Origin of the sequence: Campylobacter concisus (genome assembly GCF_003048595.2) — a bacterium.
Taxonomy (GTDB): domain Bacteria; phylum Campylobacterota; class Campylobacteria; order Campylobacterales; family Campylobacteraceae; genus Campylobacter_A; species Campylobacter_A concisus_L.
In genome coordinates this window covers 29,735-56,073 of sequence record NZ_CP049270.1, presented here as the reverse complement: position 1 = coordinate 56,073, position 26,339 = coordinate 29,735, and the positions used below count along the sequence as shown (strand labels likewise).

Annotated in this window: 24 protein-coding genes and 1 tRNA gene; 11 read left to right on the top strand and 14 right to left on the bottom strand. The window is 36.8% G+C overall.

Annotation, left to right across the window (positions count from 1 at the left end):
- Positions 1-270: 270 nt before the first annotated feature.
- From CVT15_RS00260 to CVT15_RS00230, 7 genes are all read left to right on the top strand, one after another.
- Positions 271-2,052 (top strand): site-specific integrase, encoded by a 1,782-nt coding sequence (locus tag CVT15_RS00260; RefSeq protein ID WP_103576528.1) that lies wholly within the window; start codon positions 271-273, stop codon positions 2,050-2,052.
- Between the two features lie 81 nt (positions 2,053-2,133).
- On the top strand, positions 2,134-2,385 hold the full coding sequence (locus CVT15_RS00255) for a type II toxin-antitoxin system Phd/YefM family antitoxin (RefSeq protein WP_103576527.1): 252 nt from the start codon (positions 2,134-2,136) through the stop codon (positions 2,383-2,385).
- Positions 2,375-2,668 carry a type II toxin-antitoxin system RelE family toxin gene (locus tag CVT15_RS00250; protein WP_103576526.1) on the top strand — a complete coding sequence of 98 codons (294 nt, stop codon included), beginning with the start codon at positions 2,375-2,377 and terminating at the stop codon, positions 2,666-2,668. Before CVT15_RS00255 ends, CVT15_RS00250 begins: the two co-directional genes overlap by 11 nt.
- A gap of 361 nt (positions 2,669-3,029) precedes the next feature.
- Positions 3,030-3,359, top strand: coding sequence for a plasmid mobilization protein (locus tag CVT15_RS00245; protein ID WP_103577241.1), 330 nt, complete (start codon positions 3,030-3,032; stop codon positions 3,357-3,359).
- 47 nt (positions 3,360-3,406) lie between these two features.
- A complete protein-coding gene (locus CVT15_RS00240; RefSeq protein ID WP_103577242.1) occupies positions 3,407-4,999 on the top strand; it encodes a relaxase/mobilization nuclease domain-containing protein in 1,593 nt (530 codons plus the stop codon).
- A gap of 657 nt (positions 5,000-5,656) precedes the next feature.
- Entirely contained in the window at positions 5,657-6,760 is a 1,104-nt protein-coding gene (locus CVT15_RS00235) for a Cj0814 family flagellar-dependent secreted protein (RefSeq protein ID WP_230853942.1), read from the top strand.
- A gap of 83 nt (positions 6,761-6,843) precedes the next feature.
- Complete coding sequence (locus CVT15_RS00230) at positions 6,844-7,713, top strand: hypothetical protein (protein WP_180998547.1); 870 nt, start codon at positions 6,844-6,846, stop codon at positions 7,711-7,713.
- Positions 7,714-7,794: 81 nt separating this feature from the next.
- Here the strand turns inward: CVT15_RS00230 and CVT15_RS00225 are convergent, their stop codons facing one another.
- The 14 genes from CVT15_RS00225 to dnaG form a co-directional block, all read right to left on the bottom strand.
- On the bottom strand, positions 7,795-8,598 hold the full coding sequence (locus tag CVT15_RS00225) for a cell surface protein (protein ID WP_107898114.1): 804 nt from the start codon (positions 8,596-8,598) through the stop codon (positions 7,795-7,797).
- Positions 8,588-9,418, bottom strand: coding sequence for a hypothetical protein (locus tag CVT15_RS09805; RefSeq protein ID WP_103577245.1), 831 nt, complete (start codon positions 9,416-9,418; stop codon positions 8,588-8,590). Before CVT15_RS09805 ends, CVT15_RS00225 begins: the two co-directional genes overlap by 11 nt.
- Before the next feature lie 26 nt (positions 9,419-9,444).
- Complete coding sequence (locus CVT15_RS00215) at positions 9,445-10,611, bottom strand: Cj0814 family flagellar-dependent secreted protein (protein WP_103577246.1); 1,167 nt, start codon at positions 10,609-10,611, stop codon at positions 9,445-9,447.
- A 95-nt stretch (positions 10,612-10,706) separates the two neighbouring features.
- Positions 10,707-12,461, bottom strand: a complete 1,755-nt coding sequence (locus CVT15_RS00210; protein WP_107898113.1) for a response regulator — start codon at positions 12,459-12,461, stop codon at positions 10,707-10,709.
- A gap of 105 nt (positions 12,462-12,566) precedes the next feature.
- Positions 12,567-12,845 (bottom strand): hypothetical protein, encoded by a 279-nt coding sequence (locus CVT15_RS09800; RefSeq protein WP_230853941.1) that lies wholly within the window; start codon positions 12,843-12,845, stop codon positions 12,567-12,569.
- Positions 12,846-12,862: 17 nt separating this feature from the next.
- A complete protein-coding gene (locus CVT15_RS00205; RefSeq protein WP_230853940.1) occupies positions 12,863-13,717 on the bottom strand; it encodes a Cj0814 family flagellar-dependent secreted protein in 855 nt (284 codons plus the stop codon).
- 271 nt (positions 13,718-13,988) lie between these two features.
- Positions 13,989-14,065: transfer RNA gene (locus CVT15_RS00200), tRNA-Met, on the bottom strand.
- A 105-nt stretch (positions 14,066-14,170) separates the two neighbouring features.
- Positions 14,171-15,160 carry an argininosuccinate synthase domain-containing protein gene (locus CVT15_RS00195; protein ID WP_103577248.1) on the bottom strand — a complete coding sequence of 330 codons (990 nt, stop codon included), beginning with the start codon at positions 15,158-15,160 and terminating at the stop codon, positions 14,171-14,173.
- 59 nt (positions 15,161-15,219) lie between these two features.
- On the bottom strand, positions 15,220-16,443 hold the full coding sequence (pepT, locus tag CVT15_RS00190; protein ID WP_103577249.1) for a peptidase T: 1,224 nt from the start codon (positions 16,441-16,443) through the stop codon (positions 15,220-15,222).
- An 11-nt stretch (positions 16,444-16,454) separates the two neighbouring features.
- Positions 16,455-17,765: a C4-dicarboxylate transporter DcuC gene (gene dcuC / locus CVT15_RS00185; protein ID WP_103577250.1), complete on the bottom strand. Its 1,311-nt coding sequence runs from the start codon at positions 17,763-17,765 to the stop codon at positions 16,455-16,457.
- 14 nt (positions 17,766-17,779) lie between these two features.
- On the bottom strand, positions 17,780-18,478 hold the full coding sequence (gene pepE, locus CVT15_RS00180) for a dipeptidase PepE (protein ID WP_103577251.1): 699 nt from the start codon (positions 18,476-18,478) through the stop codon (positions 17,780-17,782).
- On the bottom strand, positions 18,475-19,794 hold the full coding sequence (locus CVT15_RS00175) for an amidohydrolase (RefSeq protein ID WP_103577252.1): 1,320 nt from the start codon (positions 19,792-19,794) through the stop codon (positions 18,475-18,477). The genes pepE and CVT15_RS00175 overlap by 4 nt, the downstream gene beginning before the upstream one ends.
- Positions 19,795-19,804: 10 nt before the next feature.
- The gene (locus CVT15_RS00170; protein ID WP_107898112.1) at positions 19,805-21,040 is read right to left on the bottom strand and encodes a M20 family metallo-hydrolase; all 1,236 of its coding nucleotides are present in this window, start codon (positions 21,038-21,040) and stop codon (positions 19,805-19,807) included.
- 104 nt (positions 21,041-21,144) lie between these two features.
- Positions 21,145-22,821 (bottom strand): DNA primase, encoded by a 1,677-nt coding sequence (gene dnaG / locus CVT15_RS00165; RefSeq protein ID WP_103577254.1) that lies wholly within the window; start codon positions 22,819-22,821, stop codon positions 21,145-21,147.
- 55 nt (positions 22,822-22,876) lie between these two features.
- On the opposite strand from dnaG, the gene CVT15_RS00160 reads away from it, so the two are divergent.
- From CVT15_RS00160 to aroC, 4 genes are read left to right on the top strand one after another with little or no spacing between them, the layout of a single operon-like run.
- Entirely contained in the window at positions 22,877-23,908 is a 1,032-nt protein-coding gene (locus CVT15_RS00160; protein WP_230853939.1) for a tetratricopeptide repeat protein, read from the top strand.
- Positions 23,886-24,320, top strand: a complete 435-nt coding sequence (gene rnhA / locus CVT15_RS00155) for a ribonuclease HI (RefSeq protein ID WP_103577256.1) — start codon at positions 23,886-23,888, stop codon at positions 24,318-24,320. Before CVT15_RS00160 ends, rnhA begins: the two co-directional genes overlap by 23 nt.
- Positions 24,317-24,988: a ribonuclease III gene (gene rnc, locus CVT15_RS00150; protein ID WP_103577257.1), complete on the top strand. Its 672-nt coding sequence runs from the start codon at positions 24,317-24,319 to the stop codon at positions 24,986-24,988. The genes rnhA and rnc overlap by 4 nt, the downstream gene beginning before the upstream one ends.
- 8 nt (positions 24,989-24,996) lie before the next feature.
- Positions 24,997-26,064, top strand: coding sequence for a chorismate synthase (aroC, locus tag CVT15_RS00145; protein ID WP_103577258.1), 1,068 nt, complete (start codon positions 24,997-24,999; stop codon positions 26,062-26,064).
- The last annotated feature ends 275 nt before the right edge of the window (positions 26,065-26,339 follow it).

Sequence of the window (26,339 nt, the reverse complement as noted above, 5' to 3'; positions counted from 1 at the left end):
AGCCTGAAATACGCACTTTAGACGATTTTTTGCTTAGTCATTACATAAAACTGTTCCATTTTTGACCGGTTGGTAATTAATATGGGACACCACTTAAGGGAACGAAACGGCATATACTATTATAGAGCCACACTTACTCCAAGCATCAGAAAGTTTTTTAACGAAAAGCGAGAAATTTGCTTCTCCACATCCACTAATCTCTTGGAAAAAGCCAGAAAAAGGGCTAAAATTCTAGATAATAATCTTTACCTGATAAAAAGGGCGGTTCATATGAATCTTAGTGATAACATAATCCAATCTTTTGTAAATTCGTTTATGAAAGTAAAGCTTAGCAAGAGTATTAAAGAGCACTCTCTTCTTAATAAGAAGATGGATGTAGAATTTCTAAATGCGCTCAATGACTACTTTAAACAAAGTTTGATAGATGGCAATCTACCTCAAATTTTAATTAAGGATATAAGCAATATCACTAACACTGCTGGCGCTCTTGGTAGCAAGGATAAAGAGAATATAGGGCAAACTCTTTTAGAGAAAAACATACTAACACTTAACTATCTTGTATCAAAGCTTGAGAAGAGCAGTGTGCTATTTGATGACAAGCGTGAGCACTGTTTCCTTGAAGATGATTCTAGTGATAACTTAGCCAAACATGCCAAACCTAGTTCGTTTGATGCTAAGGACATAGCTTCATTTCAAGAAAATATAAAAGAGCTTGAAGATAGTGGTTGTTTGCCCATTACTGATGGGCAGCTTAAGGCTATGGCTCAGAGGATTAGCGAGACGATTTATGCCATACTAGATCAAAAGTATGGCTCAACTTCAAATTTAAAGCTAGTAAGAACAAAGAATAGCGATAGAAGCATGGAAGATATTATATTGGATCCAAATCCACCAAAAAATATCAAGATAAAATTAGATGACGATAGTAGCTTTAGTATTTTTAATCCTAGTGCCAAAATAACCAAAGAGTATGAGATCAGGCAAGTACTGCAAGCGACATCTGGCTCTAGCAATCAATTCTCAACTTTAAATTTAGAAGATCAAAAGAGCTTAAAGGATGCATTCGAGATATTTGAGACAAACACTAAAAGAGCTGACAAGTGGTCGCCAGATACGCAAAGATTAGTTACTTGCGTAAAAAAGCTCTTGTTTTTATACTTTAACGAAGATACGCCAGTTCATAAGATCACAAGAGATAACTTGCTTGAATTTAGAGAACTTCTTTATAAAATTCCAACTAAGTTAGCTCAAAAGAGTAGGTATAAAGATAAAAGTTTATCTCAGATACTTAAGCTAGGAGAAAAGGACGATAAACTCTCTGAGCCTACTATCCAAAAATATATGATAAGGGTTATTCAGTTTTTTAACTACTGCTTTGATAGTAGCTATATGGGTAAAAGCATAACTGCAAAAATGAACATCAAGATAGATGTAGACCCTAGCGAAAGGGCAGTGCTTCCATACGAAGCATCAGAAGCTAGGAAGATCTTTGAGATAGTAACGAACATCAAACAAAGTGGTAAATCACCAAGTTCAAGGATAGAGGCTAGTGAGCTCTACTACGTCACAATGATAGCTGCTTATAGTGGCATGAGGATAAAAGAGATCACACAGCTTCACAAGGAGGATATAGTCTTAAAAGATGGAATTTACTGCTTTAACATAAACACAAATGATGGTAAAACGACAAAGACTAAAAATAGCATTAGATTTGTGCCTATCCATAGTAAGCTCATAGATCTAGGTTTGCTAGAATATGTTAATAGTAAGAAAAATGGAAATATATTTAAGGTAAGCAATAAGGACTTCTCTGAAATTTTTAGAAGCCAGATCCAAAGAAAGTTTATAGATAAAGACTCTAAAAAGACCTTCTACTCTTTTAGGCACTACTTTATAGACTATCTAGTGCAACGTGAAGTCGAAGCCAACCTTATAGCTCAGATAGTAGGGCATGAGAAGCAGTATAAAATTTTGCTAAACACCTATGCTAAACCTATTAATGCCAATACGCTAAGGTCTAAAGTAGAGATGGTATCGTATGATAATGAATAGGAGTAAATTTTAAAGCATGAGTTTTAAGACTATTCTTATATCTTATTTAGTATTATTTTAGGTATTAAATAAAGGATAAAAATGCAAACCATACAAGCAAATTTCACAGCTAGCATAAGCGAGCTAAAAAAATCTCCAGCTCAAATTTTAAAACAAGCTGGAGATAATGTTGTAGCTATACTAAACCACAATGTCCCTAGCGCATATCTAGTACCTAGTGCTGTCTATGAAAAAATGGCAGAGATAATAGAAGAGTATCATCTAAGTAAAGCAGTAGACGCTGCTTTAGCAAGTGATGAAAAACCAGTAAAAGTAAGCCTAGATGAGCTATGAGTTAGAGTTCTTGCCAAGTGCTTTAAAAGAGTGGCAAAAGCTTGACAATAGCATAAAGGTACAGTTTAAAAAGAAGCTAAGTGAGCGTCTAGAAAACCCAAAGGTTGCAAAGGACAAGCTACGAGGCTATGGAGATGTCTATAAGATCAAGCTAAGAGATGTCGGCTACCGCTTGGCATATCAAGTAAAAGATAGCGAGATCGTAGTGCTTGTGCTAGTTGTTGGCAAAAGAGAGAACAACGAAGTATACGAGATACTAAAGGATAAATTTAACCAAGCATAAAGCTAGACTTTTAGTCATCTGTGATTTGCTAGTAACTAATTTCATGTTACTAGCTTGTCCTATTTAAAGCGCTATTTTGTTATGAGCATAACCCCTATAAATTTATTATTTTATTTTCTTAATTTCATACTGGACTAAATTTCTAAGAGAAAATTTAAAAGCTACAAAAATTATATTATATATTTCATAGTATTTTTAAAAAATACGCATTTTAGGGGGCTGAAGCCTACCAAATTCCTTGTTTTAGACTGTAAATTTTTATAAAATAACCTTAAAAGATATTTAAAGAGCAAGTCTGCCAAAAAATTTATAACATAGGATTTTTTGAGTGGCTTCTTTTTTAGATTAGGAGAAAATTTACGTGAGTTCTGAAAAGACAAAAAAGCGCAAGGTAACCAAAGTCATAACTAAAAGACTTAGGCTAAGCAACACAGAATGGTCGGCAATTAATGATAAAATACAAGAAAGTGGCCTAACTTTCTCAAAATTTGCTCTAAGAGCTATGTTATCTAAGCAGATTTATGCACCAATTATGAGAGAGCTTTTAGCTGAACTATCTAGACATGGACAAAACATAAACCAAATAGCCGCCAAATTAAATAGTGGGCAAAGCCTAGATAGAGTTGGTATTGAGATCATAGCAGACGATAATGATGTCTTACATAAAGTTTATGAAGCATTGGGTAAATAATATGTTGCTTGATTTGCCTTGTATCAATACAAATAAAGGCACTAGTGATGCTAGTTAAATTTCTTCGTACTTATACTGGTGGTGGCCTTGGGAGTATAAATTACCTTTTAAATGAGAGAAAGGCTGCTGGAACAGCAAGAGTTATAAAAGGTGATGAAAATTTAACTAGAGCCATTATAAAAGGCATCACCTATAAACAAAAGACTTGTTTTGGTGTTTTATCATTTGAAGAGAAGCACGACTTTCTGGCTGAAGAGCAGAAATTAAAAATTATCAAGGATTTTGAATATGCTCTTTTGGGTGAGTATATGCTTGAACGTACAAATGTATTATGGGTAGAACACTCAGACAAGGATGGTAGGCTTGAGTTAAATTTCCTGGTTTCCAAGATTGATCTTAAAACAGGAAAATCATTTAATCCATATTTTGCCAAATATGATCAAACTAGAATAGATCTAATTAAAAAGATCATTAACGATGAGTATGGACTATCAAGTCCAGATGATCCAGCAAAAGAACAAACTATATTATCTAGCAAGAAAAACATCAATCATTATAAAAATTTAGAAGAGCTGGATCAAAAGTTGCACGATCTAGTTAAGCAAGGTTCTATTAAAAATAGAGATCATGTAATTGAGCTTCTTACACAAAGTGGTATCGAAATAACTAGAATCAACAAAAAAGGCATGACGATCATACTGCCTAATAAAAAAACAAAAAATCGTCTCAAAGGAGGAATATACGATGCAAATTTCACAAGCACTCAAAGACTTGGAGAACTCAGCCAAAGCTCAAGCAGAAGAATTAGAGAATTCCATGATAGAAATACACAAAAAGAGTGTAGAGAAAATAGGCGAAAACTTGAGGAGCTTATTGCTAAAAGAGATAGATTTAATCAAAAAAGATATGTCGAAAGAACTTCAAAAAGCAATATCCCTACACCGCAAGGACAGATTGGTGATAATCTTACTATCAACGGCTATCGCACTAATATTGGGAGCAGTGGCTGGCTGGATGGTAAAAGAGAAGAAGTTAGAGAACGAAATGGTTTGGACTATACCAAAACAATGGAGATACAGCCGACCTGCTGCGGACAAGCCCCAGAGAGAGTATTACATATCGATTCCAAAAGACGAAGAGATAATAGAGAACGAGAGCAGGAAATTTATACTAATGAAAATGGAGTAGAGGATGACAGCATTAGAGAAAGCATTACTAGAAGAGAACGAGCGCTTGACGAAGAGGATCGAAGACGAAAGGAGCAAGCACGAATTAGAAATAATGAATTTGCAACAAGACTGCGAGAAGGAGCTTGTGATATTACGGACAAATGTGACAGAGCTAACAAAGAAAGTCAAGAGCTTGAACAAAGATTGCAACGACGCCTTAACGGAATCTTTGCAACAACAAAGAGATATGTACGAGAGTTCAATATCTCGTTTGAAAGAAAAATTAGAAAATTCAGAAAGAGAATTCCAAAATTTGAGAGAAGAATACGAGAGCTTACAGATAGAGTACAAGAGGCTGCAAGAATATGTAGAGAATTTATAGAGGAGCGTGAATACACCCAGAAAGCCAGCATAAATCACCATATGGGTGATGTATGCAATGAAAAGACTCAAAGTCTAGATATGTTTTAAATATAGAGACTCTATTAAGTTTATTGCATAATCATCTCATTTATCACTTCCGAAACTATATTTATTACACTGCCATTTTAAAAATCTACTAAAATATATTTTGGAGACCACAAAAAATAATTTAGTCTAATTATTTTTTATACTTATGGCTACCTTAGTAAACTTAATATTTTGTTAAAAATAGCCTATCCTGCATGGCCATTTTTAATTAAGAAAATATTTTTTAGCGTGGGTCAAGGGAGCGGCAAGCTCTCCTTGCGAGCCTCTATGGAGCTACAAATGGTAACATTTTGTAGCTACATAGAGTATGCTCGCCCTAATATCTGAATTGAATTTTGGCGCATACTGGAATTAAACCAGTCCCACCAAAGAATGACTTAGTAAAAGTAAATTTTTGTAATTTTTGTGGTTGGCATATTTGTCACTTGTTTATTTTGACTGATAAATTTGGATAGTCAATTATTTTATGATTACTTTAATTAAAACTTAAAAAATAAGAATCTAAAAAAGTAATTTTGCATCTTTTATTGATTTTTGATATTAGGCTTTAAATTAATAAATTTTGTCCATAGGTATTATTTATATTGATTGATTTTTTATTTTTGTGGGTTGGAATATGTTTTGCTTGGTATCAAGCAAGAAGCTAGGAGGCAAACCATGAATGATATTAGCATCTTAAGCACAAATGCAAATTCATACACCAAGCAACAACACAAACAAGGCAGGTCTGCAAATTTTAGTGATATTTTTAACCAAAAAACCAAAGAAAAGATTAGCAAGCCAAACCAAGAACCAGCTAAATTTACTTATACCACTTCTTCACAAAATAGCCTCATCTCTTTGAATTTCAGTGATCTTCAAGCTTATGGCTACACAGTGGATAAAGCTGGCTTTATGGGAGCTGATTTTAACAAAGCTGCAGGTCTGCCACAGGACTTTAAAATCCATAAAAGCACGCTTGATGAGCTTAGTAGATTTGCCGAGCGCAACCATGTGCTAAACCGCATCAAGAGCAAAGACGAGCAGATAAAGATCTTTGATAACATCGATATGGCCGACACTATAAAGCACTACTACAGACTATTTGACCAAATGACGTCTAGCACTTTAGGCGATGATAAAAAGAGCTACACCCTTGCAGATATAGGCAAACTACCAAAAGGCTACAGCACAAAAGGCACTCACTATGATGCCAAAGGACATTTGCTAAAAGATCTATCAAGCTCTACCATCTCAAACATCTACTCTAGCTCCGATGAGCTAAATAGCGCCAAAACTCTTAGCAAAGAGCTATCAAGTGCAGGCGTTAGGCTCATAGTAAAAGAGGTTGATTTTACGATGAGCGAAGCAGGTGATGAGTTTAGCTTTAACCCTGATATTTCTTTTTATAAATCAGATGAAGGCTATAGTAAAGAGGCTCTTTTTATGGGATTTTTACGTAGTTCTAGACCGCTACCAAGTGATAGTGCAAAGACTAAGCTTAGTAGCGCTGCACTAAATGATATATCAAGTACTGGAGAGCATAAAGAGTACTTTGTGGATTTTGAAAAAGTAGGCAAGGATAACGAGAGCATAAAAGCACTCATAAAAGAAAGACTTAAAGAGCTAACCCTTTTAATGTATGTAAGATCAAAGAACATTAACGCAGAAAGTGTTGCCTCAAACGAATATGAGAAATTTAAGCCAACTAGCGAGGATTTAAATTCTCTAGCAAATTCTTGGAGTGAGAGGATAAGTTCTATTAGTAAGAGTTTTGTGTAGAGAGAAGTCACATATAAACTAAATTGTTAAAAGGTCGATTTACCAACTAAGAAATTTTCACTCAAACAAATTTTGAAAAATAGTTGAGTAGTTTAAAACTTACTAAGGATAGTAAAATGCAAATTTCTAGCTCGCCATATCCTTATCTGTCTAGAGAACACATAGCTAGTGAGATGGGGTTTAAATTTAACGATATAAACGAGATACTTAGTAACGATATGGGATATGGTATGAGCTTTCCTGAATATGCAAGGCTTGATAGAAAAGCTCAAGCTGCGGCTTATGATAGGCACATATATCCACTATCTGGCTTTACAAAGGGCGATGAAGCAAAAGTCACTATCATAGGAAAGCTTAGAGGTTATGATCCTGGCTTTACAAGTGAGCAGCTATCAGATCTTAAAAATTTCATAAATGAAAGCAAGGGTTTATTTGTAGAGTATATACAAGGTCAGCAAGCAAAACCAGACAATGATAAGCCAAAAATTTTAAGAGATACCCCATACACTGTAAATGAATTTTTAAATGAATATCGTGGCGATAGCGATTTGCTATTTATGCAAAACTCAAGGACTATTGATCTGCTTGATAGCGATATGAGCATTGATGAGTTTAAAGAGGAGTGGGCTAAATATGTATTAAAAGAGCGGTTTAATATAACTTTATCTGGCGAAGATACTAAAAATGCTGTCAATATACTAAAAGAGATGAATGAAAAAGGTCTTCAGGACATAGAGAGCGTTGAAGAAGAAAAAGACGACACCAAAGAGAAAAAATTTACTCCTATCCAAGCTGAAAGCAAAAACACTGAAACTTATGACATTACTAAGGATGAGAAATTTTCGTTTTTACTCAAGCTTCAAGAACTTGAGAGAGAACGAGGTATCGATGTGCTTCGTATCATGCAAAAACTTGAAGAAAATGGTAAAAAAGTTGTCGATAAAAAGGTTTAAATTCATTTTTATATCTAGCACAAGCCGCTACTAAGTCATCCCATGACAAGATAGAGGATGATCCTCGTTCTGCTTTATCTATCAAGCCATCTTATTTAAAATTTGCTTCTTATCTATCTTTTGCATAAGCTCTAAGACGTCTATGCCTCTTTTTTCTTTGAAATTTAAAAGCTCTCTTGCATAGAGAAATTTTTGATCCTTGTTTATATCATAGGTCTCATACTTCTTTTTAACCTGCATAGGTTTAAATTTCTTCTCAGCCTGCTCTTTGGCAAAATTTGCATTATATTCTTGCTCTTCTTTGATTATCTGCTTTCTTTGTTCTGCAACATCCTTTGTTGCTTTCTCTCTTGCTTTGGCAAATAAAGTCTTAAATTCATCTATGCTTAGATCGGTTCTATTTAAAAGACTAAGCGACTCGTCATTATTATTTGGATAAAGAGACGACATAGTTTCCATAAAAGCATCTAGTTCATCTTCTTCTTCTTTTGTGCCGATACCTATTAATTTTCCTAACATGGTTGGCTTGCCATCAACAGAGTTGGTAAGTAGCCAATCCATATAGCTTTGTAACTCTCCAACTCTAAATTCTTCCATAGTTTCTGGAGGGTATTTTGATGCTAAAGCTCTTCTTTCTTTCATGGGGTAATCAGACAGCATATTATCTATTCGATTTATAGTATCTGTTATCCAGCCCTCTTTACTTTGGTCTATATCAATAAATTCTTTTACATTATCAGTCCAGGGTCTAAACATATACTTTGAGTAATCAAATTTTTCTTCGATGACGCTTTTGTCTTGCTTGCCTTCTTTGGCTACATTTTCTTTTTGGATAGTGTTATCTTGTATTGGTGTGTTGCTAAGTCCGTTTATGCTAGTTATCATTTAAGCTCCCCTTTTTGTACGCCGTCTTATCCACTTTAAGCTTTGTCACTTTTTCTAAAATTTCAAACATACTCTTGCCGCTATCAAATTCACTCTTTATAAATTTATAAAGCTCCTTAAATCTCTCATCGGCTTCAAGCTTATAGGTTTGAGACTTTTTAGTAACTTGTATAGGCGTAAATTTCTTCTCTTTTTTATCTTCTTTGTTTTGTGTTTCAAGATCATTTATGGAATTTATGGTCTCTTTTGCTAGCTCTTCGTCAAGCTCTAAGCCAAAACGCTCCTTTAGTGCAAATTTAGCCCATTTGCCCTTGAACTCATCAACACTCATATCGCTATCAAGTAGTTCAGCTGTTTTGCTACCACCAAAAGCTATAAAAGAGAGAATTTTTTTATTTGCAAACTGGTCTATAAAATCATCAACACTGAGTTTTTTACTATTTAATGGATCTTTAAAAATTCCCTTTGGCTCAAATGCTGGATTTCTCTCAAGCCCTAAAACACCGCTATCATCTATAAATTTCTTTAGCTCATCTATCTCATCTTTTGAAAAAGCATCGTCATAGCCCATTAGTTTGCCAAGTATGCTTACTCTTGCCTCTCCTTCGCCTTTTACAAATCCAGTGAGTGGGTGACCATATCTGTCGTATTCTCTTGCTCTTTCTTTATCATCTAGTCTTGCATACTTAGGAAATGTCATACCATGACCCATATCGTTACTAAGTATCTCGTTTATATCGTTAAAATTAAAGCCCATCTCTCTTGCTATGTTTTCTCTTGAGAGGTAGTTAGGGGTTGAAATATTATTAGAAATTTGCATTTTACTATCCTTAGTTTCTTTTAATTTTACGCCTTTATATCAACATCTCTTTTTATACCAAGCACATCTATTAGGTATTTTCCAGCTGGACTTTCATTTAGCTCTTTTACTAAATTTAAAGGTGGCATACTAAATTTCAAAAAGCTATCCATAAAGTCTTTGCTCTTTTTGCCATCTTTGTCTATCTCGCCAAAGAGTAGTTTTAACATTTTTAGATTATGCTCCATCATCTTTTTAAATGAGAGTTCGTCTTCTTCGTCTGAATACTTACCAACAAACCCAGTCGTTAGATCTACATAGACAAGGTCTCTTTTATACTTAACATACTCTTTCATATATGCAGGCATACCAGCTAGATCAGAGTCGCTTGCTTTGTTGAAATTTGCTCCAAATTTCATCTCGCCCATAAGCTCAAATAGCTCAAATGCTCTACTAAATTCTTTGCTATCTACGCTCTTATCAAAGCCTTGCTTCTTTCCAAAAACGGTAGTTTCACCTTCTTTGACGTCAAGGTTGCTATTTATAACGGCTGCTAAAAGTCCGCCTTTGGTTATAGAGCCATCTTTATTTGTATATCTTTCGCCGTGCGGATCGATAAAAACACCACTTCCCACACTCTCCTTACCACCATTGTTATTGTTAAAGATATCTGTTGTTGGCTTTAGTGACTGCCTGCCATCTCCACCGCTAAAGCTTGGGTTGAAAAAGAGCGTGCTTATCATCTGCTTGTTTGACTCTTTGTAGTTAAAGCTAGAAGCAGCTACATCAAAGTCATAAATAGAATTATGAATTTTTGTTACTTGCATGCTTTGACGATCATAAGAAAAGCCTTGAGGGAAATTTCTTATCTCATCTAAGCTAAAGCTATCTTTTGAGTTTAGTGTGTCTTCGCCAACTACTTGGGAGAGGATTTTGTAGGCATTGCCAGCAGTCTTTGCTATATCTATGCTTTTAAAGGTGCGACTAAAAAATGAAGTTCCCTCTGCAACATTGACCAACGACTCCAGCGTGCTTGAGTGAATTTTATAATCACTTGGGATGCCAGCTTGCTTGTTAAACTCATCTGTAAAGTAGCCATCTTTATCCACCTTGTAGCCTAAAACTAAAGAGCTGGTTTGGTTGGTGGCAACTTTGGTTGATACCTTTATGTTCTGCTCTAAATTCAAGGGGTAGCTACCAAGTGTGTTTATCATCTTAGATCCTTTTAGCTTTAACTCACACAAAGATATCGTCTTGTTTATGAAAAGATTTATTTTGCCAAGGCTTTTTAGTCTGCATAAATTTACTCCTAAACTCTCGTATCTACCTTTTTATAAAGCCTATCTTTGCTAGATAGTTCCTTAAATTTGAGGTCGTTTTCAAGATAAGTGATGTTATAAATTTCTTTAGTGGTGATGCTTTTGCCGTTTTCAAGTCCGATCAGAAATTTACTTGTAAATTTATCAGAGAGGTTTTTAACTAGCTTTGCTCCAAGCTCTTTTAGGCTAGATATCTTCTCATCTTGCTTTATGCCTATATCCTTAAAGTCAAGTCTATTTAGTTCTACATCATTCATGCTCTTAGCATCTAAATTTATACTTGCTCTTTTACTATCTTTGTCATCTTTGCTTATTAGCTTGCCAGTGTCGTTATAAATTTCTTTTACCTCTAGCTCTCTTCCACTATCAAATTTAAGCGTGATAGTGCCATTTTTGTTTAGCTTCATAGCTATTACACTATCTGTGTCCTTTAGAGCAGCTGCAGCCTTGCTCGTATCACTCTCAAAAGCATGCTTTACTTTTTCTAAATTTTCTAGGCTAAACTCAAGCCCAGTTGCTTTTTCAAATTCACTCTCCATAGCGATCATATAAGATGACTTTGTGGCTTTTAGCTTTGAGATGAGATCATCTGCGTCTTCTACATCATTTTCTTTTAAATTTTTGCTTATCCACTCTACATCTTTGCTGTGAGCGCTAGACTCTTTTTGGTAGTCGTTATAAAATTTCATAAAGCTATCTTTTTGATAGCCTGCGTATGAAAAGCTCTCATCTTGTTTAGATCCAGCAGGTTTTATGATAGGGTTAAACTCGCTAAGCCTTTTCTTCCCGTCAAAGCCAACTTTCTCATAGGCAAAGTTGCTTAAGCCACTATCTTCGTTAAATATCTTATTATCCCTAAGATCTACCCAGCCGTCTTGGTCTGCATGATCTTTGAAAAATTTATTAGTCTCTTCTTTGCCTATCTTTTGGTAGCGATACTCGGCTGAAAATAGAGTATAAGGGTTTGAGTTATTTAAACTAACTCTGTAATCAACCGTGTTTTTGCTAGCAAAGTCCATAGCCTCATGGCTTAAATTTCTAATATCCTTTTTAATAAAGTCGTTAAGGTTTATCTCGCTTACAACTTCGCTTAGTTTAAAAATTTTCTCATTTCCGTCTTTATCGTAGCCTCTAACTTTTAGCTTATCAAAGTATTTATCATCAGAATTTATCACTCCGTCCTTGTTACTATCAAAGTTAAATAAAAATCCATTTGCATCTAGCTTGCCTATGCCTAGTTTGTCATTATCGTCATAAAGATCCAAAAAGACCTCCACGTCACCTCGTGAAGTTTTTATCGTTTTTTCATAGGCGTAGTCATTTAAATTTGTAAATTTAGTATCTGCTGCCGCGATGGGCTTAATGGGAGTTTTTGAATTTATAGATGAAAAATAGGTGCTAGTTTGATCCACTTTCCTTAGTGCTGAGGCATCTTTGCCAAAGAGATACTTGTTCTCAAAGTCTTCTTTGCTCCAGTTTCTCCTCTGGATATCTCTATAAGAAAAAGCTTGATTTAGCCCAATATCTGTTTTAGAGTAGTCTGATTTCACACCACTGGTGCTAGCGCTTTGGATGATAGAGTAAGTGCTATTTGAGATAAGCTTAGTAGCGATGTCTTTAAGCTCAGACTTTAAATTTGTATTGTCTAAAGTTTGCACTCTATCTACGCCAAGAAGGACCCTTGAATAGATCATATCTTTGGGTAAATTTATATTTATGGGCTCTAAATTTGGTGATATATTCATTTTAAATCCTTTTAAAATATATATCTTATATCGGCAAATATAAAAAATGTTTAGTAGTATGGGAGCTAAAATGGCTTAGAGCGAATGCCTTCTATGTTATATTTTTTAAAGCTCTCTTGTCTTCGTCCTCTCATCAAATTCTTTTAAAACATCCATTATCTTACTAGCTAGTCCCTCAAGCGTGTGATCTTTTTTAAGCTCTAAATTTCTAAGCTTTAAAATCCTAGCTAGTATATCTTTTAGATCTTTTTTGCCAGATAGTATCTCATCATAATAAGCCTTTGGTATGCCTATCTCGCTTCTATCTTGTTTTGTAAGTATTAATGAACTTTTATACACACTAAGAGCCTCGTCAGTTATCCTTGTTGTGCCACCTTGTAACACAAGACCTTACTCGTTTTTTAAAACGCCACAAAGATTTGCTCCTTTGTATAGCCTTGTTCATTGTCATATACAGACATATCAGGCTTGAAGTCATATCCAGCACTACTAACCCACATATAAGGGATAGTATGCTCAGTTGTCATCACTTCTGGAGAAAAGTCAAGGAAATTTCCATTAACCCTTATGTTTATATCTTTTAGATCATTCATTAGCTTACGTGCATTCTCTACGTCTTGAGTTGTCCTGAATATATGAGTTATCTTTTCATTACTCCTATCAGTTAGTCCATCTATCTCATCACTTGTCATCCTACCCATTAGATATTCGAAATGATCCATTTTTTTATCTTTTGAAAAGTAACCCTTTGGCATCTTTGCTAGATCTTCATTTGAGTAAAACTCTTTACCCTTACTGATCACTCCAGCTGAAATTTGATCAAAAATTTTATAGTATTGCTTGATGGTATCTGCTAGATCGATATTTGCAAAGCTATCCTCTCCAAATAGCGCATTATCTTTTTTTGTATTCATTGAAAAATTTGTAAAGTTTGGGTGCTTTTGATTGTGCAGCACTATCGCATCAAGCGTGCTTTTGTGGATTTTAAAGTCCTGTGGTAAGCCTGCAGCCTTGTTAAAATCAGCTCCCATAAATCCTTTAGCATCTACACTATATCCATAACCCTCTTGTGAAGTAAATTTAGCCTGATAAAGAGAGTCTATACTACTAGATGAAACAAAGTCATTTTTAGGAATAGTGACTTGGCTGATCGAATTTATATTTGGAGTGTTAGGTAAGAAGTTTGCAAAGCCTTCATTTTTTGTCTGTTTTTGGTAGTGCTGTTTTGTTAAGATGGAGTTATAAGAGACTTTCATAGCTTACTCCTTGAAATTTAGCTTCAAAGAGTAAGCAAAAGTTGTGCCGGAAAATTTAAGAGTGAGATAAATTTATGTTTGCTCGCTTTGAGATAAAAATTTTTATCTATGGGCAAAAATAAAAGCAAATTTATAGAAAGCATCTTGTAAAATAAACCTATCCTAAAAAAATGTACCGCTTTTTATAAAAACTGTACCATACTTTTAGAAAATTTTAAAGAAAGGGAAACTGCAAAAAGGGCAGTTAAAGTATCGATAAGTAGGGCATCTATGGTGTCACGGGGGAGACTTGAACTCCCGACCTCCGGCTTATGAGACCAGCGCTCTAACCAGCTGAGCTACCGTGACACTTTAAAATAAGTTTCGGATTATATAATTTTTAAACTTATTTGTAGATAAAAACCATCTTTATCTACAAACACAAAGTAAAAGCACCAAGAATCAATAAAACGTCTATTTTATGAAATAATTTTGAGCTAGAGATTTATCCTCGGGTGTGATACTAAATTTCTCACTATCGATGCTAACTTCAAATTTATTTTCTCTGCTTGCTTTTGTATAAGCTAATGCAAGCCTTGCAGCTAGCTCTTTATCAGCTTTACTAGCGTTTTTGCTTATGAAGCTAACGGCTCCTACGATGTCATCACTCTCTTTAAATTTTACTTGTTCAAATTTATTGTTTGGATGTGCTAAAAGTGCGTTATTATCACTCTCATCACGGCCTATTATCATTTTTGCACCATCTGGTAAGCGCAGATGCCTACCAAGCTTTAGCCACACGACATCGATATCTCGCATCTCTTTATCAAAATTTAGATAATCCTTTATCTTAACAGCAAAGCTCTCGATCGTTAGCAAACATCCGCCTCCAGGCGTTGCAAAGTCCTCAAAGCCAAATTCCTTTGCCAAAGCAAGCTGCGGCTTTCTATCGCGCCCGCTTATATCAAGCAGCTTCTCTCTATCGACCCAGCCCTCTCGCTCTGGCTTAGTTGGTGACAAGAGCCTAGCACACATCGGACGAAGCACCAAATCATCCTCGTCATCAGCTAGGCGCTTAACCTGAAAGAGTGCATCTCTTCGCTGACTCATCGGCCTTTGACCCAAAACTTCGCCAGTGATGATGAAATTCGCATTTTCACTTTTTAGCATATTTAGAGCTGTTTTAAACATATATCCGTGACAATCAATACATGGGTTAAACTGCTTGCCATAGCCGTATTTTGGGTTAAAAAGCACATCGCGAAGATACTCATTTCTCATATCAACCACTTTTAAGCTAGCCCCAGCCAAAGCTGCGCGGCGTCTTAAAATTTCATGTTTTTCTTCATCTGCGCCAAATCCAGTATCCATATAAAGTGCAACCACTTCGATGTTTTGATCGCTTATTAATTTCATTGAGAGCATGCTATCAAGCCCTCCACTAAACAAAGCTAAAGCCTTCATTTTTGTCCTGAAAGTAAAATTTAAAGCCTAAATTTACTAAATCTAGGCTTTTATGAAGTTTATTTAGCAGCGTTAATTACGATTTTTTTGATGACTTCGCTCGCGGCTTTTAGACTGCTAACTGGCAAATACTCGAAGACGGAGTGAAAGTTATTTGCCCCTGTGAATAAATTTAGCGTTGGCACACCTTTTGCGGATATCACAGCGCCATCATATCCGCCGCGCATCGGCTTTATATTTGGCGTGATATTTAGCTCGCTAAAGGCATCTTTTGCTAGTTTTATCGGAAGTGAGTTTTCATCTTTTAAAAATTTAAAGACGTTTTCATAGCGTGTTTTTAGCGTGATTTCGCAACGCTCTCCATAAATTTTGTTAAAAGAATTTGCCATATCACTTAAAAACTCAAGCCTTTTTTGAAATTTCACCTCATCAAATTCTCTTATGTCGATCTTAAGAGTTGTTTTCGCGCTGTTTCCGCTAAGCTCTTTTACCCAGAAATAGCCCTCCTTGCCCTCGGTACACTCTGGCACTTCGCCGCCTGGCAAAAGCGAGATAAATTTATGCGCAAGAAGGAGTGAATTTACAAGCTTGCCCTTTGCATTCATCGGATGAGCCGAAACGCCTTTAAAGACCATAGTGCAGTCAGCCGCGTTCCAGTTTTCATATATTAGCTCACCTATCTCGCAGCAGTCTAAGCAGTAGCCAAAATCAGCTCCGAGCAAATTTACATCAAGTGCTTTTGCCCCAAGTAAGCCCTGCTCTTCATCTGGCACAAAGCAGATCACGATTTTACCGTGCTTTATATCAGGATTTTGCATAAAGTAGCTAGCCATATTTACGATGCTAGCGATCGCCGCTTTATCATCAGCTCCAAGCAAGCTAGTGCCGTCAGTCACGACTATGTCGTCACCAACGTATTTTTTAAGCTCTGGATTGTCGCTAAATTTTAGATAAATTCCCTGCTCTTCGTGTAGGCAGATGTCGCCGCCTGTGTATTTTACGATTTTAGCTTTGGTATCATTTTTTTGCTCACTACTTGTATCTAAATGCCCAAAGAAGGCTATACTTGGAGTATTTTCGCAGTTTGCAGGAATTTTTGCTATCAAGATGGCATTGTCTTGCAAGATGATATCTTTTATGCCTAGCGAGCTAAGCTCTTCTTTTAAAAAAAGAGCCAGCTCATACTCGGTTGGATTAGAAGGCATGACACCTTTTAGTCCATTCTCTTTATTTGTTGTAGTGTTAAATTTTGTGTAATTTAAAAATCTCTCTACGATATCCATTTTTCATCCTTTTAGATGACAAAAAATGCAATCGCTACAACAGAGATAAACATACCTAAAAATGTTCTTTTAGCGATTTCAACTGGACTAACCATCGCAATGCCTGCACAAACGATAGCAGCACCGGCAATCGGAGAAGCTGATCTGCCTAAAGCACCAGCAATAGCTGCTGCCATACCAAGCTTATCTTGTTCAAAGCCAAGCGCAGCGGCGTTTGTTGTGACGGCTTCATTAAATGCAAATGTAGCAGCGTCGCCTGAACCTGTAACTATACCCATGATAAATGGCACAAATGTTCCGCCAAATTTAACGTAACTTTGATCTGTTTTGAGCCATGCGATGACCACATCAACGGCTCCACATGCCTTTAAGCCAGCGACAAAGACACCAGCTGCGATGATGATACCCATAACATCAGCATAAGCGTGGCCCATTCCGTTAAAAAATTCTTTTGTGATCTTCTGCGGATTTGTAAGCGTAGCAAAGATAGCTATGATGGCACCTAGTATCATCGCCTCAGCAACGCCCATCTTTGTCCATGCAAGAAAGCTATAATCTTTTGCAAGGCTTGTTCCGCCAATAACCAAGATAACAAGTGGAACTAGAGGCATAATGGCGTAGATAAAATTTACTTTAAATAGCGGCTTCTCTTCGCTAGCAGCACTACTTTCAAGAGTAAAATTTGTATTTTTTTGATAGTCTTTAAGCAGTATTGCAACAATAACTAATGCGATCACTACGATAACAAGAGCAGTAAATGCACTTGGAATTTGTACTTTTATGACATCTTGAACTGTGTAGCCCTCAACCGTCTTTTTAACAAGATCAGCCACATAGACGTTGTGAGCCGACCCTGGGCTTAAAACTCCACCAAATGTCCCTGCAAAAACAGCAGCACCAGCCATAGCTGGGCGGATACCTGAGGCCATAAGAAGCGGTATAAGCGTTGCACCAACAGCAGCAGAGCATCCTGCAGCTGAAGGGATAGCGATATTTATAAAATAAGTTAGCACGGTTGTTGCAGGGATCAAGATAAAACCCACATTTTTAAGTGGCTTTGTAAGAAGTGCAACAAGGTGTTTATCACACATTGTGTATTTCATAACAAATGCAAAACCCATACTCGCACAAATCGCCTTTATAAGCCCTGCTTTAGTCATATAGTCAGTAAAAGCACTTAGTGCCCCCATCGGTTTTAGTGCGATTATACAAAGCACCAAACCAACACCTATTAGCACCGTTCTTGTCTCTTTTTTTAAGATAAGAAGTGCTACAACAGCTGCGATGCCAAGAATGGCAGCAATTAGCTTAAATGTTTCCATACCTCTCTCCTTGTTTAGATTTTAAATTTAGTTCCAACTTCTATTTTTTCTATCTCTTTTTGATACTCAAATTTTAAAATTTCACTGTGTCCTATGACCTGGGTCTCGCTACCCTCTATGAGCAAAGCCGTACCTTCAGGCAAAGCGTAGATAGTCTCTTTTGGATTAGCTATCAAAAATTCCTCCAACCTCTCCTCCCTACTCTCACCGTTATGACCTGCTAGCTTGCCACTTATGAAGTGCGGGTTTATTTGATGAGGAAAGATATTTAGACTATCAAATGACTTTGGCATGATGATAGGCATATCATTTGTCGTCATTATCGTCTTACCAGCGATGTTTGCACCAGCTGACCAGCCAAAGTATTTTGCGCCATTTGCCACAGCTTCTTTTATAGGCTCAATCAAATTTAGCTTATAAAGCGTGTAAAGAAGCATAAAGGTATTTCCTCCGCCAACTGCGATACTGCTAGCATTTTTGATAGCTGAAATTTTATCCTCGTAGTGGTGGATTGATTTTATATTGCTATTTTTTAATCTATCAATTACTTTTTGCTCATACTCGTCATTTGTTCGCCTAACTCCAGCGTAAGGGATAAATAAAATTTCCTCCTTACCGCTCTCACCCAAAAAGTCCTTAACCCAGTTTTTGCAGTGCCTTAAATAGCCAGTATCTTGATAGCTTGAAGCACTGATTAGTAAAGCATTTTTCATTTTTTTACTCCATTTAGTTTGTAAGCAGATCTTAGATAGACATCAACCCCAGCCACCAAACACTCCTCATCAAAGTCGAATTTACAGTTGTGATGGCCTGCTTTTAAATTTGTTCCTATCATCATGTATCCGCTCTTTGCGCCCCTATCTTGCAAAGCTCTCATAAAATGAGCAAAATCTTCACAAGCACCAAAATCAAGCTCTTTTACGATCTTGTCATCATCTATAAATGGACTTTGCTTTGCAGCTTCATAGAAAATTTCAGTTACTTCTTTGTCGCTATCGGCTCCGTTTGTACCGCCAGTTTTTACGACTTTGCTCTCTACGCCGTAAATTTCACTGACACCTTTTACGATATCCATGCATTTTTCATACATAAAATCATTTAAATTTGTATCTTCACCCCTTGTTTCGCAAGCTAGATAGCCATTTGGTGCTATGACATTTCTGCCCTCACCTGCTTTTAAAACGCCTACGTTTATCCTAGTCACACCTTTTGCATGTCTTGTGATGCCATGCATGCTTAGTGCCATTTGAGATGCGGCCAAAAGAGCGTTTGCGCCGTCTTGAGGTGCACCTGCTGCATGAGCTGAACGACCGGTGATATGTACGTCAAATTTTGAAGTTGCAAGTAGCTTATTTGTTCCGCAGATGATGCCGCCGTTAGTTTTTGCTTGAAAGCCGATATGTCCGCCAAGTAGGTACTCTATACCATCAAGCACACCAGCAGCTTCCATAGCTACAGCTCCTCTTGTGCCCTCTTCTGCCGTTTGGAAGATAAATTTAAATTTGCCGTTAAACTCATCTAAATTTTCAGCTATAAGTTTTGCCACACCAAGACCTATTGACATGTGACCATCATGCCCACAAGCATGCGTGATACCAGCGATATCTGCACCAAAGCCCTCTTTGTAAGGTCTGTGAGTAGGCTCGTCGCTCTCTGTCACATCAACACTATCAATGTCAAATCTAAATGCTGTAAATTTACCAGGCCTTTTCGTATCTATAAAGGCAGTTAGGCCTGTTAAGCCATCTTTCATATAAGGAAGGTATTTTGCCTCTTCAGGACTTAGGAGCGTTTTGGCTCTTTCTATTGCTTTTTCGCATTGCTCTTTTGAGCCAAGACCAAGCCTTGAATCAGCTTTAACGACTTTGTCACCAAGGCTTATTTCATAACCAAGATCACTAAGCCTCTTTGCTAGTACGGCGGTTGTAAAAAATGTAAACCAACCAGTCTCTGGATGTGAGTGAAAATACCTGCGATCCTTGATCAGCTCATCTTTTAAAGAAAGAGCCAAATTTGCTATCTTGTCCATAGGTTTCTCCTTATTCATTTGATAGTTTAATTAGTGCATTTGTTAAAATTTGTGTGGCTTTGAAAGCATCATCAAAATTTATAGCTTCTGCTATATTGTGACTGATGCCACCAACGCAAGGTATAAAAAGCATGCCAACGCTACTTGCAAGTTTTGTTAGATTCATCGCATCATGTCCAGCTCCGCTTGGCAAAGTAAGCGTTTTTATGCCCAGTTTAGCAGCCTCTTCGCTTAGTAAATTTATAGCATGCTCGCTTAGTTTTACTGGCTCGTCACTGCTTAGTTCTCTTATCTCATAACTAAAATTTAGCCCACCGCTTAGCTCTTTTATAAAATTTCTAAGCTCTAAATTTAGCTCTTCTAGGCTTGTCTTATCAATATCTCTTAGATCAACTCCAAGCCTCGCCTCGCCTGGTACGACGTTTAAAACGCCTGGTTTTGCATGTGCGTAACCAACAGTAGCCACAGCTGTTTTTTTATTTTTAGCAAATTTATTGGCAGCGATTATGATGTGTGAAGCAGCTAGCAGCGCGTCACTACGCATATTCATCGGAGTTGCACCGCTGTGATCTGCCTTACCATGAATAATAATTTCAAATCTAATAGGAGCGGCGATACCGCTTACTACGCCAACGCTTATGCCACTTCGCTCAAGCACTGGGCCTTGTTCAATGTGAAGTTCTAAATATGAATGAAGTGAGTGTTCTTTTAAAATAGAATCATTTAAATTTTGTGGCTCAAGTCCAAATTTAATCATCGCTTCAAAAAGCGAAATGCCATCTTCGTCTTTTAGCTCATGAAGTCTTTGCAAACCAAGTTTGCCACTTATTATCTTGCTGCCAATGGTCGCTGTCTTAAACCGACTTGACTCTTCACAGCAAAAGTTAATTAACCAAAGCGGACGCTTTAGTTTAATGCCAGCTTCTTTTATCGAGGTTAATGCCTCAAGTCCAGCCATAACGCCAAGCGTACCATCATAAAAGCCACCATTTGGCACGCTATCTATGTGAGAGCCCACACAAACTGGCTTCTCGCCTGGCTCACAGCCATCATCATAGATGGCAAAGATATTGCCAACATTGTCAATTTTAAGTTTAAAGCCATTTTCTTCTATTAAATTTATAAGAAAATTTCTAGCTTCCAAGTCTTCTTTGCTAAATGCAAGCCTTGTTAGCCCTCCACCTTTTAATGCTCCAAATCTGCTTATAGCATTAAAATTCGCCTCAAATCTTTTAAAATTTATCATAATAAATCCTTAAAAATAAAACTAATCTTAAAAACATTTATTACTTTGAACATTTTACATTTAGTTTTATGATTTAAAGCTGAATAAGTGTTAAATTTTGAAATTTAATTTTTTTGTAGCTTGTTGTGTAAGCCTTTAATGATCTCTGAAATTTTTTGCATTATTTCGATTTTGTTGGGTTTTTGCGACTCTTTGGTCTCTGCGCGAAAATGCTCATAATATTTCAGTTTGAGCTTTATAATAGCCTCTCTTAGACTCTCTTCGCTCGAAGCCACTTTTGCACTCTCTTCTACATAAATTTCTCTAATTAGTGCGGCATTGCTTTCGATCTTTGGTAATAAAATAGCTTGAAAATAATCTTTATGGTGCAAGAAGAATTTCTCCTCAAGCTCGTTTAAAACAATAGCTTCGTAATTTTTATTTGCTAGCATGCTCTTTAAAACACTAAATTCTAAAATATCAGTTTTATCTTTTTTTTGAGCTGTTTGTTTATTTGTCGTTGCATTTGTAAAATTTTGATCTTGTCTATTTATATATCTTTGCCCATGAAGGCTAAAAGTATTTAGCTCTATTTTGAGCAAATTTGAGACCAGTAATTCGTAACTTTTTGCAATTATTGGCTTTAGAGAATTTGTAAATTCCACTATCTCTTCTAAACATTTTTGCTTTTGCACTGGGCGCGTAATATCATATTTTTTTACAATTTGCTCAATATAAAACTCACCAAGCTCAGTCCCAGAGCCAAACATCTCTTTTAGCTCATCGCTTCTACCTGCAAATACCATATCCGCTGGGTCTGCACCATCTTTTATGATTACAACACTTCCATCTATTTCGTTTTGCACTAAAAGACGAGATGATTTTATAGCGGCATTTATACCGGCCGAGTCACCATCAAAACAAAGCACTACGCTTATCTCGCCTCTTTTTAAAAGCGGTAAGTGATTAGTCGTAAGCGCAGTCCCGAGCACAGCAACGGCGTTTGTAAAGCCAGCAAAGTACAGCATGATAACATCTAAATATCCCTCTGTGATGATGATCTGCTTTTTTTCAAAAATGCTTTGTCTAGCTAAATGATAGCCGTAAAGTAGCTTTGACTTGTCAAAAACTATGCTTTGTGGAGAATTTACATATTTTGCAGGATGATCTGAGATCGTTCTACCGCCAAAGCCAACTAGCTTTGCCGTGTGCGCATATATTGGAAATGTGATACGCTCGATAAAGCTAGCATAAATTCCCTTCTCATTTTGCTTTACGATACCAACCTCTAGTGCCTCTTTTGGCTCGATATTTTCATTTTGTAAAAGCCTGATAGTACTAGCACTATCCCCAGCCCAACCAAGCTCAAATTTCTCGATCATCGCATCATTTATACCGCGAGAATAGATATATCTCACAGCGGCTTCATGCTTGAAAAATTCGCTCCTATAAAAGGCATTTACCTTTTCTAAAATGTGCTTGTTTTCTTTTTGCGCGGGAAGTTTATCGCTTGTGTATTCAAGGCTAAAATTTACAAGGCTAGCTATTCTCTCGATAGCTTCTGGATAGGTAAGCTTCTCATAATCCATCACAAATTTAATCGCATCTCCACCAGCCTTGCAAGCAAAACAGTGAAAAATTTGCTTGCTTTGGCTTATGCTCATACTAGGATTTCTATCATCGTGAAATGGGCAGACGCATTTGTAGTTTGCACCCATCTTTTTGACTGGCACAAAGTGCTCTATAATGTCAACGATATCTATTTGATTTTTAAGTTTTTCAATGGATTTTGGATCTATCATAAGCAAAATTATACAACTGCTTTGTTATAATTAAAGTAAAATTTTATTACAAAGTATGAGCGTGGATATTTTTTTCATTGGGCATAGAGATCCGATATTTAGCCTTATTATTTTATTTAGCATCATTTTGATGATCGCTGCACTAAGCTATGCTTGGGGTATCTTTTCAAGCAAAGATGAGAAAAAACGCATTGAAAAATTTATAAGAAAATTTGACAGCAAAGATGGCATAAGTAGCGAGCATAAACAGATGCTACAAAGCCCAGAGATAGACGCCCAAAGCCTTTGCATGCTAGGGCAAACTTTTGCCAAAAATGGTGATTTTGAAAAATCAATTAGTGTTTATCTCATCGCACTTGGCAAAGTTAGAGATAAAAATGAAAAAGAATTTATTCTAAACGAGCTTGGAGAGGTCTATTTTAAGGCTGGCTTTTTAAAAAAGGCTAGTGAGGTTTTTGAAAAGGCACTCGAGCTAAGCCCTAGAAATGTCGTCGCACTTCGTTTTCTGACAATGATAGATGAGAAGCTCAAAAACTACAAAGAAGCACTTTATGCGCTAAATTCGCTTGAAGAGCTGGGAGTAAATGTAAAAGATCAAAAAGCTTATATTAAGGCCATCAGCACGCTTGATGATAGAAATTTAAGCTTTAATGAAAAGATAGAAGTTCTCTCTCGTCTTAGCCAAAATTTTGAGCTTTTAAAACGCATGATCTTGGTGCTTTTTATAAGACACAATGAAAATTTAGAAAATTTAAAAGATTTTGCCAAATTTGAAGACGTACTTGATCTACTTTACAACCTAAAAACGCCTATAAATTTAAGCGATCCAAAATACAAATCACTCTTTTACGCAAAGGGCGATATAAATGAGCCTTGTGAAATTTACGGCTTTGAGCTAAATGCTATTAAAAAGCTAAAAGACGCTAAATTTGACGCGGCAGGACTTAGTTTTAACTACATTTGCAAAAACTGCAAAAACTCATTTCCGATGCACTTTTACCGCTGTCCAGTCTGCCATGAGCTTGGAAGTGTAAAAATTTTATCCCACATCACAGAAAAACCAAGTGAAGATAGTAACACTTTTTAGCGATGGTTCATGCCTTGGAAACCCTGGAGCTGGCGGCTGGGCTTACATTTTAAAATTTAATGAAGCACAGAAAAAAGAGAGTGGTGGCGAGGCATTTACTACAAATAATCAAATGGAGCTAAAAGCTGCGATAATGGGGTTAAAAGCGCTTAAAGAGCCCTGCGAGGTGAGACTCTTTACCGATAGCTCATACGTGGTAAATAGCATAAATGAGTGGCTTACAAACTGGCAAAAGAGAAATTTTAAAAATGTAAAAAATGTCGAGCTTTGGCAGGAGTATCTAGAAATTTCAAAGCCTCACAAAGTCGTGGCAAGCTGGGTTAAGGGGCACGCTGGACACCCTGAAAACGAGGAGTGCGACCAGATGGCAAGAGATGAGGCATTAAAAACAAAAGATGAGAATGAAAGATGAAAATTTTAGAAGAATTTGAAGAGAATCTTAGATATAAATTTAAAAAAACTGAACTTTTAGAAGAGGCGCTAACGCACAAGAGCACCAAACAGGCACTAAATAACGAAAGACTCGAGTTTTTGGGCGATGCGGTGATGGATCTGCTCGTGGCTGAATATCTTTTTAAAAAATTTAGCAAGATCGCAGAGGGCGACATGAGTAAGCTAAGAGCCGCACTTGTAAATGAAAAAAGCTTTGCAAATATGGCAAGGCATCTAAAAATGGGTAAATTTTTAAGGCTAAGCACGGCTGAAGAGAATAATGGCGGACGCGAGAAAGAAAGCATTTTAAGCGATGCGTTTGAGGCAGTGATGGGCGCTATCTACCTTGAGGCTGGACTTGATAAAGTGCGAGAAATTTCGATCGCTCTGCTTGAGCTTTGCTATCCACAGATCGACTTTGCACACCTCGAAAAAGACTACAAAACCGCTCTTCAAGAGGTCACTCAGGCCAGTCTTGGTGTCATACCAACATACGAACTCATCGGCATGTCAGGTCCTGATCACAAGAAAGAATTTGAGATAGCCTTGCTACTAAATGGCAAAGAAATTTCACGCGCCGTTGGCAGCTCTAAAAAGCAAGCCCAACAGCTCGCAGCAAAAATCGCACTAGAAAAAATCAAAAAATAGGAAAAATTTTGAATACATTTGGTAAAAAACTAACATTAACAACCTTTGGCGAGAGCCACGGGGTGGCGATCGGTGGTGTGATAGACGGACTTCCAGCTGGGCTAAAGATAGACGCGGATTTCATCCAAAGTGAGCTTGGCAAGCGTCGACCTGGACAAAGTAATTTTACAACCGCAAGAGATGAAGCCGATAAAATAGAAATTTTTAGCGGCGTCTTTGATGGCATGAGTACTGGAGCGCCGATAGGTTTTGCCATTTTTAACAACAATCAAAAGTCAAACGACTATGAAAATTTACGTGAAATTTTCCGTCCAGGCCATGCGGATTTTACATATTTTAAAAAATATGGTTTTAGAGATCACAGGGGTGGTGGGCGTTCAAGCGCAAGAGAAACGGCCGTTAGAGTAGCTGGTGGGGCTTTTGCGCAGCTGCTTTTAAATGAGTTTAATATAGAAATTTTAAGTGGAGTGCTTGGTATAGGTAAAATTTTTAGCGACAAAATAGACTTTAACTTTGCTAAAAATTCTCAAATTTATGCTCTTGGCAATGAAGAAGCGATGAAAGAATTGGTAAATAAAGCTAGAAGCGAGCACGATAGCGTGGGAGCTGTGGTTTTAAGCGTGGCTAGAGGAGTGCCAGCTGGTCTTGGCGAGCCACTTTATGATAAGCTAGATAGCGCGTTAGCAGCGGCTTTGATGGGCATAAATGGTGTAAAAGCCGTTGAGATCGGTGCTGGCGTAAATGTAAGCTCTATGATGGGCTCAGCAAACAATGACGAGATGGACGAGCTTGGCTTTTTGAGCAACAACGCTGGCGGGATACTTGGCGGTATAAGTAGCGGCGCTGAGATCGTACTAAAGAGCCATTTTAAGCCTACGCCTTCGATATTTAAAGAACAAAAGACGCTAAATTTAGCTGGCGAAGTGGTAGACTTTGAGCTAAGAGGCAGACATGATCCATGCATAGGCATACGTGGAAGCGTCATTGCAACTGCGATGATAAGGCTAGTTATCGCCGATATGCTACTACTAAATGCTAGTACAAAGCTCGAAAATTTAAAGAAAATTTACGGCTAAATTTAAGTAACCAAAAGGATGATCTATAAGAGCCTTAACATTTAAAAAACGACACTATAAAAAGTCTTTTATTTTGATTCTTTTAAAAAATTCGTACTATCTTTCTTTATTGTATTTAGCCAATAGCTAATATTTTAAACCAAGATATTAAAATAAGCTAAATCTAAAATTAAACATAGCCTACTTAACTTAATAATATGAAATTATGAAAATATCTTAAATTTTGAAGTACGTTTTTCTTATACGCTAAATTTTAAAGAAATAGCGAGCATAAA

Bases quoted from the DNA above. Each gene is read 5' to 3' on its own strand.
- CVT15_RS00160 (WP_230853939.1), top strand. From the start codon at position 22,877: ATGAGCGTGGATATTTTTTTCATTGGGCATAGAGATCCGATATTTAGC.
- CVT15_RS09805 (WP_103577245.1), bottom strand. From the start codon at position 9,418: ATGCAAATTTCTAATAATATTTCAACCCCTAACTACCTCTCAAGAGAA.
- CVT15_RS00205 (WP_230853940.1), bottom strand. From the start codon at position 13,717: ATGAAAGTCTCTTATAACTCCATCTTAACAAAACAGCACTACCAAAAA.
- CVT15_RS00215 (WP_103577246.1), bottom strand. From the start codon at position 10,611: ATGATAAACACACTTGGTAGCTACCCCTTGAATTTAGAGCAGAACATA.
- pepE (WP_103577251.1), bottom strand. From the start codon at position 18,478: ATGAAAAATGCTTTACTAATCAGTGCTTCAAGCTATCAAGATACTGGC.
- pepT (WP_103577249.1), bottom strand. From the start codon at position 16,443: ATGGATATCGTAGAGAGATTTTTAAATTACACAAAATTTAACACTACA.
- CVT15_RS00210 (WP_107898113.1), bottom strand. From the start codon at position 12,461: ATGAATATATCACCAAATTTAGAGCCCATAAATATAAATTTACCCAAA.
- CVT15_RS00260 (WP_103576528.1), top strand. From the start codon at position 271: ATGAATCTTAGTGATAACATAATCCAATCTTTTGTAAATTCGTTTATG.
- CVT15_RS00235 (WP_230853942.1), top strand. From the start codon at position 5,657: ATGAATGATATTAGCATCTTAAGCACAAATGCAAATTCATACACCAAG.
- dnaG (WP_103577254.1), bottom strand. From the start codon at position 22,821: ATGATAGATCCAAAATCCATTGAAAAACTTAAAAATCAAATAGATATC.
- CVT15_RS00170 (WP_107898112.1), bottom strand. From the start codon at position 21,040: ATGATAAATTTTAAAAGATTTGAGGCGAATTTTAATGCTATAAGCAGA.
- CVT15_RS00225 (WP_107898114.1), bottom strand. From the start codon at position 8,598: ATGATAACTAGCATAAACGGACTTAGCAACACACCAATACAAGATAAC.
- CVT15_RS00255 (WP_103576527.1), top strand. From the start codon at position 2,134: ATGCAAACCATACAAGCAAATTTCACAGCTAGCATAAGCGAGCTAAAA.
- CVT15_RS00195 (WP_103577248.1), bottom strand. From the start codon at position 15,160: ATGAAGGCTTTAGCTTTGTTTAGTGGAGGGCTTGATAGCATGCTCTCA.
- rnc (WP_103577257.1), top strand. From the start codon at position 24,317: ATGAAAATTTTAGAAGAATTTGAAGAGAATCTTAGATATAAATTTAAA.
- CVT15_RS00250 (WP_103576526.1), top strand. From the start codon at position 2,375: ATGAGCTATGAGTTAGAGTTCTTGCCAAGTGCTTTAAAAGAGTGGCAA.
- CVT15_RS00175 (WP_103577252.1), bottom strand. From the start codon at position 19,794: ATGGACAAGATAGCAAATTTGGCTCTTTCTTTAAAAGATGAGCTGATC.
- dcuC (WP_103577250.1), bottom strand. From the start codon at position 17,765: ATGGAAACATTTAAGCTAATTGCTGCCATTCTTGGCATCGCAGCTGTT.
- CVT15_RS00240 (WP_103577242.1), top strand. From the start codon at position 3,407: ATGCTAGTTAAATTTCTTCGTACTTATACTGGTGGTGGCCTTGGGAGT.